Here is a 16,883-nt window from a genome sequence, read left to right on the forward strand (position 1 = left end):
GAAGCGTCCATGGACACGGCTGTTGAAAAGCAGGAGAAGCCGGCGCTCCCTGCCGCCTACAAGGGTCTGGGCTACCACGAGCTGAACGCCATGCTGAACCTGTACGGTCCCAACGGCGAGATCCAGTTCGAGGCGGACCGCGAGGCGGCCCACCAGTACTTCCTGCAGCACGTGAACAACAACACGGTCTTCTTCCACGACCTCGAGGAAAAGCTCGACTACCTGGTGAAGAACCAGTACTACGAGCGCGAGACCCTCGACCAGTACACGATGAACTTCATCCGTGAGCTCTTCAACCGCGCGTACAAGAAGAAGTTCCGCTTCGAGACCTTCCTGGGCGCCTTCAAGTTCTACACGTCCTACACGCTGAAGACGTTCGACGGCAAGCGTTTCCTGGAGCGCTACGAGGACCGTGTGTGCATGGTCGCCCTGCACCTGGCCCGCGGCAATGAGGAACTGGCAACCCAGATGGTCGACGAGATCATCGAGGGCCGCTTCCAGCCCGCCACCCCGACGTTCCTGAACGCCGGCAAGAAGCAGCGCGGCGAGCTCGTCTCCTGCTTCCTGCTCCGCATCGAGGACAACATGGAGTCGATCGGCCGCTCCATCAACTCCGCGCTGCAGCTGTCCAAGCGCGGCGGCGGCGTGGCGTTCGCGCTGACCAACATCCGCGAGGTCGGTGCGCCGATCAAGCAGATCGAGAACCAGTCCTCCGGAGTCATCCCCGTGATGAAGCTTCTCGAAGACAGCTTCTCCTACGCCAACCAGCTCGGCGCCCGCCAGGGTGCCGGCGCCGTGTACCTGCACGCGCACCACCCGGACATCTACCGGTTCCTGGACACCAAGCGGGAGAACGCGGACGAGAAGATCCGCATCAAGACCCTCTCGCTCGGCGTCGTGATTCCGGACATCACATTCGAGCTGGCCAAGCGGGACGAGGACATGTACCTGTTCTCGCCGTACGACGTCGAACGCGTCTACGGGATGCCGTTCTCCGACGTCTCGGTTACCGAGAAGTACTACGAGATGGTGGACGATTCCCGGATCAAGAAGACCAAGATCAAGGCGCGCGAGTTCTTCCAGACCCTCGCCGAGATCCAGTTCGAATCCGGCTACCCGTACATCATGTTCGAGGACACCGTGAACCGGGAAAACCCGATCGGCGGCAAGATCATCATGTCCAACCTGTGCTCCGAGATCCTCCAGGTCTCCCAGCCCACGACGTACCACGATGACCTGTCCTACGACGAGACCGGCAAGGACATCTCCTGCAACCTGGGTTCGCTGAACATCGCCAAGACCATGGACTCGCCGGACTTCGGCCGCACCATCGAGACGGCGATCCGTTCGCTCTCGGCTGTGTCCGACATGTCCAACATCACCTCGGTGCCGTCCATCGCGAAGGGCAACGACCAGTCGCACGCCATCGGCCTCGGCCAGATGAACCTGCACGGCTACCTGGCGCGTGAGCGGGTCCACTACGGCTCCGAAGAGGGCCTGGACTTCACCAACATCTACTTCTACTCGGTGGTGTTCCACGCCATCCGTGCGTCCAACCTGCTGGCCATCGAGACCGGCCAGACGTTTGGCGGCTTCGAGAAGTCCAAGTACGCCTCGGGGGAGTTCTTCGACAAGTACACGGAGCAGGAGTGGGTGCCGCAGACCGCGAAGGTGCGGGAGCTCTTCAAGAACGTGCACATCCCCACGCAGGATGACTGGCGCGAGCTGAAGGCCTCCGTCATGGAGCACGGCATCTACAACCAGAACCTGCAGGCGGTTCCGCCGACGGGCTCGATCTCGTACATCAACAACTCGACCTCCTCGATCCACCCGGTGGCGTCCAAGATTGAGATCCGCAAGGAAGGCAAGCTGGGCCGCGTGTACTACCCGGCGCCGTATCTCACCAACGACAACCTGGAGTACTACCAGGACGCGTACGAGATCGGCTACGAGAAGGTCATCGACACCTACGCCGCAGCCACGCAGCACGTGGACCAGGGCCTGTCCCTGACGCTGTTCTTCAAGGACACCGCCACCACTCGCGACATCAACAAGGCCCAGATCTACGCCTGGAAGAAGGGCATCAAGACCATCTACTACATCCGTCTCCGCCAGCTCGCGCTGGAGGGCACGGAGGTGGACGGCTGCGTCAGCTGCATGCTTTAATCTTCAACTAAATCCTCACGGTACGACGGCGGGCGCCCGCCCGCCGTCGTACGCTTTAACTAAGAACCCACCCAACTTTTTAGGGGATGACATGACCGAGAAGGTCAAGCTTTTGACGCACGTCGAGGCGATCAACTGGAACCGCATCCAGGATGACAAGGACGTTGACGTCTGGAACCGGCTGGTGAACAACTTCTGGCTGCCGGAGAAGGTGCCGCTGTCCAACGACGTCCAGTCGTGGAATACGCTGACCCCGGCCGAACAGCAGCTCACCATGCGCGTGTTCACGGGCCTGACCCTGCTGGACACCATCCAGGGCACCGTCGGCGCCGTTTCGCTGATTCCGGATGCGCTTACACCGCACGAGGAAGCTGTGTACACGAACATCGCCTTCATGGAGTCCGTGCACGCCAAGAGCTACTCCTCAATCTTCTCCACGCTAGCTTCCACCAAGGAGATCGACGAGGCGTTCCGCTGGTCCACCGAGAACGAGAACCTTCAGAAGAAGGCCCACATCGTCATGGACTACTACCAGGGCGACGATCCATTGAAGCGCAAAGTGGCCTCGACGTTGCTGGAGAGCTTCCTGTTCTATTCGGGCTTCTACCTGCCGATGTACTGGTCGTCGCGCGCCAAGCTGACGAACACGGCAGACCTGATCCGCCTGATCATCCGTGACGAGGCCGTGCACGGCTACTACATCGGCTACAAGTTTCAGAAGGGCCTGGAGAAGGTTTCCGAGGCGCGCCGGCAGGAGATCAAGGATTACACCTTCGAACTGCTCTTCGAGCTGTACGAGAACGAGGTCCAGTACACGCATGACCTCTACGACGGCGTCGGCCTGGCCGAGGACGTCAAGAAGTTCCTGCACTACAACGCCAACAAGGCGCTGATGAACCTAGGCTACGAAGCCATGTTCCCGGCTTCAGTCACGGACGTGAACCCGGCTATCCTGTCGGCCCTGTCTCCGAACGCCGACGAGAACCACGACTTCTTCTCGGGTTCGGGATCCTCGTACGTGATCGGCAAGGCCGTCAATACCGAGGATGAGGACTGGGACTTCTAGTACGTTGTGAGATCGGAGGCTAGTTGGCGGTTCAACGACTAGTTGGCGATTTGGGACCGGAGATTTGGCGAAAACCGGCCTATCTGGCGGCTTTGCATGAAAGTCTCGAAGCTTGTTTCAGCATTTGGAGCCAACAGGGAATATGGAGGTAGCTCGCCTGTGGCGTGGCCAACTATGCGCGTCTTGAAAGAACTTACCCGAGGCTGGGAGGACATTCGTCAGCGTTCCTTAATTGCCGGGGGCGACTGGAAAAGCCTTCCGGCGCTATCAGAACTCTCTCATCCCGCCATCCAAGTGTGTCAGGACTTTGACACGAACCCGGCAAGTCCAAAGTACGAACGCCACAAGGAGGCTACGCAGGCTGCCGGGTACCCCGTTGTGGAGGCAAGAGACCTGAAGACCGGACCAGGGTGGCGTGCAGCCGTAATTGTTCAGGACGGTGTTTCGTGGATCGTCCACGCCGATACCCACGATCGATTTCACGCTGGGGTCTCTAGCCGTTTCGGTGGTCAGCTTCGGGAGGTAACTGAGCCAACCGAGCTGGATTTCGCTTTGAGGAAGCTCAAGCTGGCCGAGACGGAAGTGATGAGGTCGGTGAAGGAGTGGCAGGAACACATCATTCTTGTGACGCTCACGGCGTTCCGCAAGGCGTTCAAGGAGCATCCGGACGGTCGGGAAGTTAAAGTGATGCTTCCGTGCCCCCCTTCGGCCTTGTTGCAGTCCGGAATCCCTGCAGTAGACATGGAGCTCACCATCTCCGTGATCGCTGAGGAACCTCAGGGCACTGAAGAAGGCCACGAAATCGGGGAGACACTTGCCGAGGTCAACCTCAAGTTCGATTCGTGGAAATTTGTGGGTGCTCAGGGCGGATCTTCGGCATATGCGCGGGGTGTCGAGACTATTCTCCTGACTACGATCCTGCCTATTCTGGATAGTCGCGAGGAAACGTGGACGAAGGAACCGGCGGCTCACTATGGCTTGGATGGAAGCTTGAGGTTCAGCATCGAAATGTCGAGGATGCGCGCCCTCCAGATTGTTTTTGCTGCAGAAAATGAGGGACTCTCTGCTGAAGCTTCAGGGCAGGCAACTCGAGCCGATGTCCACCATTTTGTTACAGGCGAAGCACTGAAATCCGCTATTGCTGAGCAAAAGCCACTACGGGCTGCTTGTGGTTATTGGTTCGTCCCAGCAAGGTTTCCCGATGGCCTTCCTTTGTGCGATGACTGTTCGAAGCAGGGTCTAGTCATACGGTTTCTTGAGCAGATGGGGGCAGGGCCGCTGCAACGTTGAGGCGAACTCGGATGCGGCCTCACCATGACGCGCAAAACAAAACCGGTCGGTCCCAACTGAAGGGGGCCGACCGGTTTTTGAATCTTTGGGGATTTACGAAGCTAGTAGCCGAGCTTCCGGGCTGTGTCTGGATCGACGCCAGCGACGGCCGGTATCAACTGACCAATCGCCTGTGATCGGTTCGCGAATGCAGCAGCAACATCGCGAGATGCCTGCGCCTGGCGATCTTTCAAAGCAAAAACCGATTCTGCTGAGATTCGTTGGTCACGGGCTCCCACCACGCGGGAACAGAGTTCACCTTCCGCGATCATTTTTAGAATAGTGGGGCGGCTTACGTTTAGGACTTGAGCCGCTTCATTGGGGGTAAGCTCCTCGCATTGGGACAGGACTTGAACGGTGAGACCGCGGCGCACAAGGCCGAGGACCTCCTGAAATGCCTCAGTTATCTTCGACTCCGGGTCAAGATTTCTAACTGCCTCTTCAACTGCGTTTATTTCGGCAGTTGGGACCGTGTTGGCCGGGATGGTTTTCATTACTTATCGCCTACTTCTTCTCTGCTCGCCTTGGCTATGTCATGTGTAGCAGGTGTCGTAAATGTAGCAACTGAAAGCCCGTGCGGGCAAGCTCAGGACATGCTTTCTGACTCTCGTTGAGGAGGGGTACCACTGAGAACCAGGAAGGGATGCCGCGGCTGGTCGGGTTTGCCTGTAGTGGGACTCCGGGCTGAGCGGCGGCTCCGGGTCGACTATAGTGACCCCACCCGCCGCCGTAACGAACACGCAGCAGTCACTATAGGCAGGCAGGTACTACATGCGCGACGTCCAACCGGGCTTGGTCCTGGACCAGATCCAGTGCCCCCGGCGCCTCACTGTACTGAGGCGGATACTGCGGGTCGTCGGTTCCACATACGTCCTGCGATCTTCTGCCGTCAACCGGCCGGAGCTGAGTCCGTGATGAGCGGATGTGCCGTCTATGTCCAAGAAGTGGCTGTAAGGCCGTCACTCCACCAGCGCTCATCGAGTCCGCCTCCCTCGTAAAGTGCGCTGCACCACGACGAGTGAAGCGAACAGGGCATTGGTTGGCCGTGACCTCATGATCGACTTGTAGACTCAACTGGAGTTTGCAAGGCAAAAGCGGTGCTGAATTGTGGGGGGACATGATGAGTTCACCTGGACGGAATATACCAGCCGGGCTTGCTCGAAAGATTAAAGAAGAAGCTGGCTACAGGTGTGCCATCCCCACTTGCAGGGGGACCTCTGGCCTAGAGATGGCGCATATCGTACCGTGGGCGAAAGTGAAGGAACACTCGTTCGACAATCTGATCCTCCTATGCGCTGTCTGTCACATACGCTTTGACCGTGGGGAGATTCCAGCGGCTTCTGTGCGTCAGTACAAAGCCAACCTCGGACTCCTTAGCCATCGATACACGCAGATGGAGTTGAGGCTGTTATCGGCCTTTGTTGGTAAGGGCTCTGGCACCATGATCCATTTGGCCGTTGATCCCTTCTTCTTCCTCTCGCTATGCACTGAAGGGCTGGTATCCGCCGCTGGCTATGGGAGAGTTACGACCATGGGCCCGAATAGCCCGGAGATAAGAGCGGCATACGTGTATAAGCTCACTGAACAGGGCACTCGTTTCGTGGAAACGATGGCGACAGCAGGCAACCTGGAAGCCCTTTAGACAACGTCCCCCCGTACGCTTTGGGAATGCTTGTGCCGCTAACGACCTGATCTGTGGAGAGTAGTCCTGGTGGCCCCCGTTCCGATGGTCGAGAGGTTGGCAGCCAACTGTGGGGAACCCGGTGCTTTCCGGTTAGGCGCTCGGAGGAGGTTCCCACGTCATATCTGTTGCACGGTGATTACTCTGCGGACACGTAGTCCTGGGAGTGTCGAGGTCTTAGCGCCGACAGTAAACCACGGGAACCGTCATTTACCTCGGTAGGGGTAAGCTTTGCCCATAAATCTTCGTCTGGCCTCCGCGATGCCTTCTGGCGAGTGGAGCTCGGCCCATGTCTTTTTGCGGTCTGTTTGCAGTTCGTCCGGCACCGCGGGCCTGTCTTCGTAGGTTGTTACGACGGGCGCGTGGATGGGTGGTCGTTGCTTTTGACGTTTTCCCTTTCGCGGGTCAGGGTGCGTTGGTTGTTTGGTGTCCGTTCTCGTCCTTTTCAGCAGGGGGGCGCTGATCAGTGACCATTTCTCTACTCGGATGCATGAAATGAACATCTGACCAATTAGGGCGTCGCACTCAAGGCAGACGAAAGCGCTGTATTCCGCGGCTTTCGTTTTGCTGAGCCGGGTCTTGATTAACGCTTTCTCCACGTCAGCCTGGGTGGCCCTCATCCAGATGTTTAGGACTTTATGGACGTCGGGGTGGTTCTCGTAACGCTTGACTCCGACTTCGCGTTTCAACGCCAGCGGCGGAGCTGACGTGTGCTGGACGCCGGGCCGGGCTGATTGGGCGTTCCAGAGCAGCAACGGGTGTTCGCAGCTCCAGCATTGGGTCATTGTCGCCCAGACGAACGGCCCTTCTTCGGTGTGCACAGTGTGGGCCCCGTACGCTGTCTCGGGTGAAGCGCTGTTGCTGTTCATCTCCTCGATTCGTGTCTCAATGGATTCGAGACGCCGTCGTTCCTCCTCCCTTACCCGTGCCTCGCGCTCGACCTCCCGCCGTTGAGCAGCAATCTGCTCGTCGGGACTTCCATAACCCCACCCAGGCCCGCGTTCGAGTATCGAGTCGACAAACAGCCCGAGGGTGTCGGCGGTTGAAAAGTCAGCAAAAGCGTTCAGGTTCATCAGTTCAGCCGGATGTTCCGGGACCTCTGAACTCTTCCCGAAACCCGTTACGACGATGGGAATCTTGATCGGGGAGTAGTCCAAGGGGCGGGGGATAATCCAGACAGGGAACACGCCATCGTTGAAGTACCGCTGGCTCCTGAGGTGGTATGTCCCCGGAGTCTGGGAAGAAAGTTGGACCTCAAAGGCTACTCGGTGGCGCTTCTCGTCCGACTCAGCCAGGACGTCGATGATCCATTCCCGGGATGGATGTGGGTACTCGAGGACAGCGTGCCAGCCATCTAGGGAGTTTATTCGGTCGCGTAATGCAGCCTTCATGGCCAGGTGTTGGGGCGATTCGCCGCCATGATCGACGTTGCATTCAGCGATTCGATGATGAGCGAAGAAGAAGGTCGCGCCGCGGGATTTGGCTATCGCCCTGATGCCGCACAAGGGCATGACCATGCGTTTGAGCTGGTCCGACTGCTTCAACTCTGTCCAGGACTCGCGTGAATGCTTCGAGGCATCGACTCGTTCTCCGTCAAGAATGGCTATTAGCGGCATGCTTCCCCCAGATGTTGCCGGCGATCGTATACCCGCGGCTTTGGAGGAGATTGCACCACATCCGTATGGCTGTACGTCAAGAGGCAGCGGCACGGTGCGTGGGCGATGCTTCGCTTAGGCCTTCGCCCTTATGTTGCTGTTCTTGCCCTTATCGGCCTAGCTACCCTACTTCGCCCTTGCCTTTCACCGTCGTTCGGACTGAGTGCTGTGTCCAGCGAGGTTGAACATTAACAATTTTGGGACAACATTTTCCTGACCTTAACAATTGTTAATTTGTGCTCTCTGGACCAGGGCGAGGAGCGTGTAGAGGTCCTCGTCGTTCCGGTACTCCGGGTCGGAGAACCGGCCCCCGAGAGGGTCGTACAGCCGCCAGCCGACGGGCAGCAGCAGGACGCCGGCGAGGAAGATCCAGACGTTGTGTGTCCGGCGCCTCAGCTGTCGCCGGGCGTACAGACCGCTTCAGCTCGGCGGTACGCAGCCGAAGGAAGATGGTGGCCAGGACCAGGGCGTACACCGCCAAGCCGGCCACGACGATCGTGAAGACGGCGGCCAGGATTCCGAGGATGCCAGACAGCGGCGTGACGCCGTGAGAATTCAGTCGGCCCGTTGGCATAGGGCAAGATACGTTTATGGGTTCCGCTAATTTCGAAGACGTCCTCGACAAGCTGTATTTCGCCGCAAGTGACCAGCACGACAAGGGTACGAAATTCGAACAGCTCATGAAGCGATACCTTGAGCTTGAACCCAAGTACGCCGACCAGTTCTCGGATGTCTGGCTCTGGAGCGAGTGGCCGGGCCGTAACGGGCATGTCGACACCGGCATCGACCTGGTCGCCAAAGACCGGTACACGGGTGAACTGACCGGGATCCAGTGCAAGTTCTACGACCCGGCGCGGACCCTGGACAAGAAGCAGATTGACTCGTTCTTCACCGCGGTCGGCAAGACAGACTTCTCCTACGGCATGGTCGTCTCAACGACGGACAAGTGGTCCAAGCACGCCGAGGACGCGCTGGAGGGGCAGTCCAAGCCGATGACCCGGCTGCGCTTCGCCGACTTGGCGGCCTCCACCATCGACTGGTCCGAGTTCAGCATCGATGCGCCCGAGCAGATGAAGCAGTTGGGCGGCAAGGAACCCCGCAAGTACCAGCGCGAAGCCATCGAAGACGTCAAGAAGGGATTCGCTGTAAGCGACCGCGGCCGGCTGATCATGGCCTGTGGCACCGGCAAGACCTACACCTCTCTGAAGATGGTCGAAGAGATCGTGCCCATCGGCGGATCCGTTCTGTTCCTGGTCCCCTCCATCGCGCTGCTGCAGCAGACCCTGAACGAGTGGACCGCCCAGGCGACCGTCCCGCTGCGGCCCCTGGCTGTCTGCTCCGACACCAAGGTCGGCCGCAAAGAGCACGAGGACGTCAGCGTCCACGACCTGGCGTTTCCCGCCACCACTGACCCGGTAAAGCTCCTGAACCGGGCGAAGATCAGCACCGGCCATGAAGCTATCACAGTGGTGTTCTCCACTTACCAGTCCATAGACGTCATTCACCAGGCACAGAAGGAGGGCCTGTCGGAATTCGACCTCATCGTCTGCGACGAGGCCCACCGGACCACCGGCATCACCGAAGCGACCCACGACGACTCCGCGTTCGTCCGGGTGCATGACAACACCTACATTGAGTCCGGCAAACGGCTCTACATGTCAGCCACGCCGCGGATCTACGTCCAGGAATCGAAGGCGAAGGCCGCCCAGGACGACGTCAACGTCTACTCCATGGACGACGAGGCCGTGTACGGCCCCGAGTTCCATCACCTCGGATTCGGCAAGGCCGTGGAGATGGGCCACCTGGCCGACTATAAGGTCCTGGTCCTCGCCGTGAATGAGGAAGCAGTCAGCAAGTCATTCCAAGGCCTCTTCGAGGAGAACGGCGACCTGAACCTGGACGATGCGGCCCGGATCGTCGGCTGCTGGAACGGACTGTCCAAGCGCGGCGTCAGCGGCGAACGACTGGAGATCACCGACTCCTCTCCGATGCGGCGTGCCGTCGCTTTCGCCCGCAACATCAAAGAATCCAAAAAACTGGCCGCTGACTTCGAACTTGTCGGCCGGCAGCTGCTCGTCAACCGGGGCGAGTCCGAGGCGCCTGCGCTGAAGCTGGAAGCCGACCACGTCGACGGCACCTTCAACGTCTTGGAGCGCTCCGCCAAGCTCGACTGGCTCAAGGCCGAAGACACCGCCACCGCCGATGGGGATGACACCTGCCGGATCCTCTCCAATGCCCGCTGCCTCTCTGAAGGCGTCGATGTCCCCTCCCTGGACGCGGTGCTGTTCCTGAACCCCCGCAACTCCCAGGTCGACGTCGTCCAGTCCGTCGGGCGCGTCATGCGCAAAGCGGAAGGCAAAGAGTACGGCTACATCATCCTGCCGATCGCCGTGCCGGCCTCACAGGACCCCGAGACGGCCCTTAACGACAACAAGAAGTACAAGGTCGTCTGGGATGTCCTGCAGGCCCTGCGCGCCCACGATGACCGGTTCGAAGCGATGATCAACAAGCTCGAGCTGAACAGGAACGCCAACGACAAGATCGACGTCATCACGGTGGCAGACCCGTTTGGCGACGGGCCTGTTGGCCCGGGCGGGGAGCGCAACCAGGGCACGGGCACGGAGGCACTGTTCCACCTGGCCGGCGCCGACCAGTGGCGCAACGCCATTTTCGCCCGCATGGTCCGGAAGGTCGGGGACCGACGCTACTGGGAATCCTGGGCCAAGGACGTCAAAGAAATCGCCGACCGGCACGTGCTCCGAATCCGGACCATCCTGGAAGGCGAAGACAAGCGGCCGAGGGAAGAATTCAGCGTCTTCCTGCAGGGCCTGCGCGGGAACCTGAACGACTCGATCACCGAGTCGGACGCCATTGACATGCTCTCCCAGCACCTGATTACCAAGCCCGTGTTCGAGGCCCTGTTCGAGGGGTACTCGTTCGCGGCCAACAACCCGGTTTCGCAGGTCATGGACTCCATGGTCGACATCTTGGAAAAGTACAACCTTGACTCCGAGGTCGCCAGCCTCGAATCCTTCTACCGGTCCGTCCGGGTCCGCGCCGAAGGGATCACGAACGCCGAAGGCAAGCAGAAGATCGTCACCGAGCTCTATGAGAAGTTTTTCAACCTCGCCTTCCCCCGCACCGCTGAATCCCTCGGCATCGTCTACACCCCACTGGAGGTCGTGGACTTCATCATCCGGGCCGTCGACGACGTCTTGGCCAAGGACTTCGGCGCCTCCATTAGCGACGAAGGCGTCCACGTCCTGGACCCGTTCACCGGCACCGGCACGTTCATCGTGCGTCTGCTGCAGTCGGGCCGGATCAGACCGGTGGACCTGCTCCGCAAATACACGCAGGAGCTTCACGCCAATGAACTGCTGCTCATGGCCTACTACATAGCCGCGATCAACATCGAGGCCACCGTGCACGGTCTGCTCGAGGAAAAAGCGGCGACAGAAGGCCAGGACGCCGGAGACGTGCCTTACCTCCCGTTCGACGGCATCGTCCTGACCGACACCTTCCAGATGACCGAAGATGGGGACACTCTCGACGACTTCGTCTTCACCTCCAACAACGACCGTGTCAAAGCCCAGAACGCTTTGGACATCCGGGTCATCATCGGAAACCCGCCCTACTCTGTCGGCCAGTCCAGCGGCAACGACAACAACGCCAACCTCAAGTACCCCACCCTGGACGCTTCTATCGCGGCCACGTATGCACAGGCATCCACAGCCGGCCTGAAGCGTAACCTCTACGACAGCTACATCAGGGCCATCCGGTGGGCATCTAAGAGGATCATTTCTTCGGAGGGCGGTGGCGTCGTCGCATTCGTAACCAACGGTGGCTACATCGACGCGAATAACGCCGACGGGCTCCGGAAGACGCTCACATCAGAGTTTCATCAGATCTACGTCTTCAATCTACGGGGCAATCAGCGGACCTCCGGCGAGGAGAGCCGGAGAGAGGGCGGGAAGGTCTTTAATTCCGGCAGCCGCGCCACCGTCGCAATCCTGATACTGGTGAAGAAGCCCGGTCCTGTGAATGAGTGCCAACTCAATTACTGGGACATCGGTGACTACCTCACACGGTCCGAGAAGCTGGAAATTGTCGCAGGTGCCATCGCTGGAAACCATTCCTTGGGCCAGTGTTGCCCCGAACCAGAATGGCGACTGGATCAACCACCGCAACGACATCTTTGAGTCATTCATGCCGCTCAGCTCAAAAGACGGAGCGGCCGGCGTCCTTCGGACGCATTCGATTGGCGTGAGCACAAGTAGAGACGCTTGGGTGTACAACTCGTCGCGGGAGAAGTTGATCAAGAACGTGAGCGCGACTGTGGAGTTCTACAACGACGTTCTGCGCGCCGCTGACCAGCGCGGCAACCGAGATCTCCTGGATTCTGAACGTGATCCCAGCCGTATTAGCTGGTCGGCAGGGCTCGCCTCACGAATGCGCCGTGGGCAGGATCTCGCATTTGTTCCAAAGGCTGTCCGTATTGGCCAGTACCGCCCCTTCGAAAAGCAGAACCTCTACTTCAGCCCAGACCTCAACGAACGTCTGGGTGCCATGCCAACCATTTTTCCGGCATCGCCTGCTTCCAACTTCGGCATATCTCTTACGGGGGTAAGTAGCCACTACGCCTTCACTGTGTACATGGCTAAGACCACCCCTAACCTGCACCTTCTCGACTCAGCACAATTTTTTCCCCGATATGTCTATGCGAACGCGATCTCTAGTGAAAGCAATTTGCTTGACGGCCTTGAGGAAGCAAGCGGTCAGAGAATAGACAATGTGACCGATGCGGCGCTCGTTGGGTTCCGTTCTGCCTATGGCGAAGATGTCACGAAGGATGATATTTTCTACTACCTTTACGGGGTTCTCCACTCTCGCGAGTACCGTGAGCGCTTTGCCGCGGACCTGAAGAAGATGCTTCCACGCATTCCCCAAGTCCAAGGGCTTGATAAGTTCCAGGCCTTCGTCGACGCCGGCAAGAGGCTCTCTGACCTGCACATCGGTTACGAGTCGCTGGAGCCGTTCGCGATCCAAGAGGTGTCCACCGGCTTGGCGATGGAGCAGGACGAGTACGCCAGGTATGCGGTCAAGAAGATGAAGTACGCCGGCAAGGCCGGGTCCTGGGACAAGACCCGGGTCGTCTACAACTCGCACATCACTCTGGAGGGCATCCCGGACGAGGCGCAGCGTTACATGCTGGGCTCCCGCTCTGCCCTAGACTGGATTATCGAGCGGTATCAGGTCAAGACCGACAAGACATCGGGCATCGTGAATGACCCGAACGACTGGTCACGTGAGCACGAACAGCCCCGCTACATCATCGACCTGATTGGTCGCATCGTGGCATTGAGCCTGGAGACCAACCGGATCGTGGACGCACTGCCGGAGCTAGGGTTGCCGTAATTGGGCAGTCTTTGCCCGGGCAACCGACTCCTCGAGCCCGATACCTGGAAGCGGAGTACTCTGCTGGACACCTGTGAACCGCTAGGATGAGCCCGTCGGCCTCTATTCAAAGCCGGTGAAGGATGCTGGGGAGATTCTGCGCCTGCGGGGGCAATACAGAGACGAGGGGACATTATGGCGGGGAAGTACGAGATTTTTGCTGACGAACAGGGCGGCTTTAGATTTCGGCTGAAGGCATCCAACGGAGATGTGGCAGTCACCTCAGAGAGCTACAAGACTATGACCAGTGTCCGCCAAGGGATCGAGAGGGTCAGGAGAAACGCAGTAACCGAGAAGGTTGAGGACCTGACTCAGGACAGGTAAGCATGGCCGCGGAGTGACGCGCTGACAGTAAGGATGCGACAGCAGTTAGTTGCGTCCCGAAAGACTGACTCGAAAATGAGTGCTGGGGATTTCCTCGCCGGCCATTTTGCCGATGGGAGGATTGAACCTATTTCTCACCAAAGTTTTCGCGTTCCCCTTCCGATGGTCCTCCTAAGACTGGTGGTTTGGATCACGTTCTCCTGCCAGCGTTGCATCGCATCGTAAGGGTGCTGGCTAGTTACGATTTTCGGATGGCTACACGCACCGTAATTGAACTTATTGATGACCTAGACGGATCGGAGGCGACCGAGACTGTCCGTTTCGCCCTGGATGGCACCGAGTACGAAATCGACTTGGCGGAGCAAAACGCTGAAGAGCTCCGCGACCTGCTGACCCGCTTTGTTTACGCAGGCCGGAAGGCGGCAAGGAGCAGCAACAAGCTGACCGCCGCTGTCCGCCGCCTCTCCCCGGCAGCTGACACGAAAGCAGTCCGTGCCTGGGCGGCCGAGAACGGCATCGAAATCAACGCCCGCGGTCGCATCAAGGATGACGTTGTGGAGCGCTACTTGGCCTCGATGAGCTGAGGGCTTCAAGCTGAACCGGGTGTCGCAGGTCGATTATCTGTCAGTGATTGCTCGGCGTCCTCGAACGCCGCGGGGACTCCTGCCTTCCCGCCACGCGGGAAGGAGCTCGTTCAGCTTCTGGTCCTTGCCCGGGTCCAGCCTGCCGGCGCGGTAGTCGATCCGCTGCCCGTGCAGCCACACGTCCAGAGTCCGTTCGTGGGTGTCATCAATTTCTGGTGCCTCGGCCAGTGTCCTCCGGAGCCCCGGAGGTCCTGCAGCTCCGCCAGCCGCTGCTGCCAACGTGCTTCGTCCCCTTCCTTGCGGGCCGCGCGAGAATGTAGGAATGAGTTCACAAATGCCGGCGCCCAGTTTCGCGACGCAGGTTGAAGATCAGTGGAAAGGTTCAATTGTCAGAAAACGACGGTACGAACAATGTCTCTGATGACCCGCTTCCTTCGGCTTCAATGGATACTCCCGAATCAGGTATCAGCGCGCCACCTGATGAAACGCAGGATGAGCTGAAGAAGGCCTTTAGGTCGTTAGGGTACGGATGCCGCTGGTACGACCAGCTCTACAATGCTCTTCGCTTCCTCCAGTATTCGTGGCTTGGGAGGCGACTCCCCGCTAGTTGGCGTCGTCGTTTCTATTACATGAGCAATTACCTTGTGCAGTTCCACGAGGTAAAGCGCACCCTGGTCACAGGGGGGCATAGGTTCGATGGGCCGCTGAATGTACCGGATGATGAACATGTTTCCATCCCAGGGCTGTGGGTGGTTGAGTACTTCCCACCGAGCTTGATTGATGACCTAGATAGGGCTATCAAGTCGAACCATTGGGACAATCGTCGGCACATCGGCAGGGGGGAGTCCAGTTTAGAGACACTCAAGGATTCCAGGCAGGGTTCGGGTCCTACATGGTGGCGGATTGCTGATATTGCTAGTCCCGGCGCAGGCTATTCCTTTCCAGATGGTTACCGTGAGAAGCTGCCCAAGGAATTCAAAGCCGTGGAACTAAAGGGCGTGCCGATTGGCCAAGGGCTTACAGCAGTAATCGCTTACTTCCACCTCAGTGAGTCGGGTTATGCTTCCGTGGATAAGATCTGGCATCAGAATCACCAGCCATCACTTGCCCGAACCAAGGGCCGACTAGTTGTTGCCGAAGGTGCAAGATGGACTGCCTTCCGGAAGACTCAAGCTGCCCGCAACGAACTTCACAGCATTGCGCGGGACTGGCTCAAAGCACGTTGTCCAGGAACGTTCGCGCAGACGGGAGAACATCAACCATTGATGGATCTCTTACTGCTCAGCGAGTTTGATCCGGCTTCAGAGGAGCGGCCGGATAGGGAATCAAATGATCGTATGCGCGCCCTTGGGTTGACGGACTCACACGTGACTTGGCGGACGTCAACAGAGCTTCCGGGCCTCCTGCTTGAGCAGTCACGTGAGGAACTCGCTCCGGGCTTGCGAAAGCGCACATGGGCCCTTTGGGGAAAGCGTGGCACGGTCGAGGCTGCCGCTGATTTGCGGTTTTACGTAAGTGACGTTAATGGCGCAATTGCGCACCATGTGGATAGCCATATGGGCGATTTCGTAGTTCGCCTTGGCCTGTCAGAGTTCCTCGACCTGTTGAAAGCGGAAAGTGCAACGATGCGGGACAGCGCTCGTGCTCACCATGGAAAATTCAGTCGCCGCGATTTAAAACGCCTACGGCAACGTTTCCTAACAGCAAGCCTGGACCTTTCCAGCATTGAGCGCGACGTCAAGCAGTACAACAGCAACCGCTGGCGAGATCGGGAAGCGTGGTTCGTAATGGACTACGCGCCCTGGATCCGAAGGCAAGACGACGAAGCTGGCAGGAAGCCCTTCAAGCCGATCCAGGTCAACAAGGATCTCCGAAAACGACAGATCAAGGGTGTCCAAGACCTTGTCGTTGCTGACAGGAGTTACCGAGAGATACTGTCCACAGTCGCGTCGCTCGGCGCGTCCATCGACTCCTTCATGGTTCAGCGCTACGCAATTTGGATCGCGATTGGCTCAGCGATTGTCGCGCTGGTAACCCTATGGTTTTCCTTACTGAAGCCCGATGAAGCTTCCGCAATCATTGAAGCCTGGGTGACTTCAATCCTGCAGTGACTCCGATCAATTACGCCAGGACGTCGACTATCGGTAAATGAACCAGAATCGTACGTTCAAGCCAGGATCAGGATGTTCAGTCAGGGGGAGCCGAAAGCGTTGCCCTGCATGTGTGAAGCATCGCGGGGACGTTCGATTGGAGCTGCAGGGTCCGAATAAAGCCATACTTTAAAACCTCTTTCGGTGAGGCCCACGGAGACTCTAGATGCCACCCTGAAATGGTGGTTAGCCAGAACTAAATGACTTTGCCGTCCAGGAAACTTGTTTCATGGGCTGAACATGCAAGGGCTTTTTCTCAACCAAGCCAGCAGGCCTATTTTCCTCTTTCCGCGCATCGAACTGCGCATACATCAACACCGCTTTCCGTCGGTGTTGCGATGATGGTTGGAAACGGCCCGGCTAGCAGTCAGTGGCCGAGCAGGAAAGCGCTCATGCGAGTCTTACATTGTCCCCCCATCTCGGACGGCCTTCAGCATATCCGTCGCCGTGCAGGGCGCCAGGGGCTGGGTCCGC

Annotated in this window: 12 protein-coding genes; 9 read left to right on the top strand and 3 right to left on the bottom strand. The window is 58.6% G+C overall.

Translation table 11 applies throughout. From position 1 onward, the window contains the following. The first annotated feature begins 9 nt into the window (after window positions 1-9). The 3 genes from nrdE to ACIP9X_RS12050 all read left to right on the top strand — a co-directional run bounded on the left by nrdE (window position 10) and on the right by ACIP9X_RS12050 (window position 4,522). On the top strand, window positions 10-2,166 hold the full coding sequence (gene nrdE, locus ACIP9X_RS12040) for a class 1b ribonucleoside-diphosphate reductase subunit alpha (protein ID WP_400479970.1): 2,157 nt from the start codon (window positions 10-12) through the stop codon (window positions 2,164-2,166). 91 nt (window positions 2,167-2,257) lie between these two features. Further along, entirely contained in the window at window positions 2,258-3,232 is a 975-nt protein-coding gene (gene nrdF, locus ACIP9X_RS12045; protein WP_400479971.1) for a class 1b ribonucleoside-diphosphate reductase subunit beta, read from the top strand. A 183-nt stretch (window positions 3,233-3,415) separates the two neighbouring features. Next, window positions 3,416-4,522 carry a DUF3039 domain-containing protein gene (locus ACIP9X_RS12050; RefSeq protein ID WP_400479972.1) on the top strand — a complete coding sequence of 369 codons (1,107 nt, stop codon included), beginning with the start codon at window positions 3,416-3,418 and terminating at the stop codon, window positions 4,520-4,522. Between the two features lie 101 nt (window positions 4,523-4,623). Here the strand turns inward: ACIP9X_RS12050 and ACIP9X_RS12055 are convergent, their stop codons facing one another. Next, window positions 4,624-5,055, bottom strand: a complete 432-nt coding sequence (locus ACIP9X_RS12055; protein WP_400479973.1) for a helix-turn-helix domain-containing protein — start codon at window positions 5,053-5,055, stop codon at window positions 4,624-4,626. Between the two features lie 626 nt (window positions 5,056-5,681). Between ACIP9X_RS12055 and ACIP9X_RS12060 the strand changes: the two genes are divergently transcribed. Further along, complete coding sequence (locus ACIP9X_RS12060; protein ID WP_400480153.1) at window positions 5,682-6,203, top strand: HNH endonuclease signature motif containing protein; 522 nt, start codon at window positions 5,682-5,684, stop codon at window positions 6,201-6,203. A 245-nt stretch (window positions 6,204-6,448) separates the two neighbouring features. Here ACIP9X_RS12060 and ACIP9X_RS12065 read toward each other — a convergent pair whose 3' ends face one another. After that, window positions 6,449-7,858, bottom strand: a complete 1,410-nt coding sequence (locus ACIP9X_RS12065; RefSeq protein ID WP_400479974.1) for a competence protein CoiA — start codon at window positions 7,856-7,858, stop codon at window positions 6,449-6,451. A 629-nt stretch (window positions 7,859-8,487) separates the two neighbouring features. Between ACIP9X_RS12065 and ACIP9X_RS12070 the strand changes: the two genes are divergently transcribed. The 4 genes from ACIP9X_RS12070 (at window position 8,488) to ACIP9X_RS12085 (ending at window position 14,259) form a co-directional block, all read left to right on the top strand. After that, window positions 8,488-12,096 (top strand): DEAD/DEAH box helicase, encoded by a 3,609-nt coding sequence (locus ACIP9X_RS12070; RefSeq protein WP_400479975.1) that lies wholly within the window; start codon window positions 8,488-8,490, stop codon window positions 12,094-12,096. An 88-nt stretch (window positions 12,097-12,184) separates the two neighbouring features. Next, complete coding sequence (locus ACIP9X_RS12075) at window positions 12,185-13,312, top strand: type ISP restriction/modification enzyme (protein WP_400479976.1); 1,128 nt, start codon at window positions 12,185-12,187, stop codon at window positions 13,310-13,312. A 174-nt stretch (window positions 13,313-13,486) separates the two neighbouring features. Next, a complete protein-coding gene (locus ACIP9X_RS12080) occupies window positions 13,487-13,675 on the top strand; it encodes a YegP family protein (protein WP_400479977.1) in 189 nt (62 codons plus the stop codon). A 251-nt stretch (window positions 13,676-13,926) separates the two neighbouring features. Next, entirely contained in the window at window positions 13,927-14,259 is a 333-nt protein-coding gene (locus ACIP9X_RS12085) for an Lsr2 family protein (RefSeq protein WP_400479978.1), read from the top strand. Window positions 14,260-14,292: 33 nt separating this feature from the next. On the opposite strand, the gene ACIP9X_RS12090 is transcribed toward ACIP9X_RS12085, so the two are convergent. Continuing rightward, a complete protein-coding gene (locus tag ACIP9X_RS12090; protein WP_400479979.1) occupies window positions 14,293-14,538 on the bottom strand; it encodes a hypothetical protein in 246 nt (81 codons plus the stop codon). A gap of 107 nt (window positions 14,539-14,645) precedes the next feature. On the opposite strand from ACIP9X_RS12090, the gene ACIP9X_RS12095 reads away from it, so the two are divergent. After that, window positions 14,646-16,370 (top strand): hypothetical protein, encoded by a 1,725-nt coding sequence (locus tag ACIP9X_RS12095; RefSeq protein WP_400479980.1) that lies wholly within the window; start codon window positions 14,646-14,648, stop codon window positions 16,368-16,370. The last annotated feature ends 513 nt before the right edge of the window (window positions 16,371-16,883 follow it).

The sequence above is a fragment of the Arthrobacter sp. NPDC093125 genome (assembly GCF_044754225.1).
In the GTDB taxonomy this organism is placed as follows: domain Bacteria; phylum Actinomycetota; class Actinomycetes; order Actinomycetales; family Micrococcaceae; genus Arthrobacter.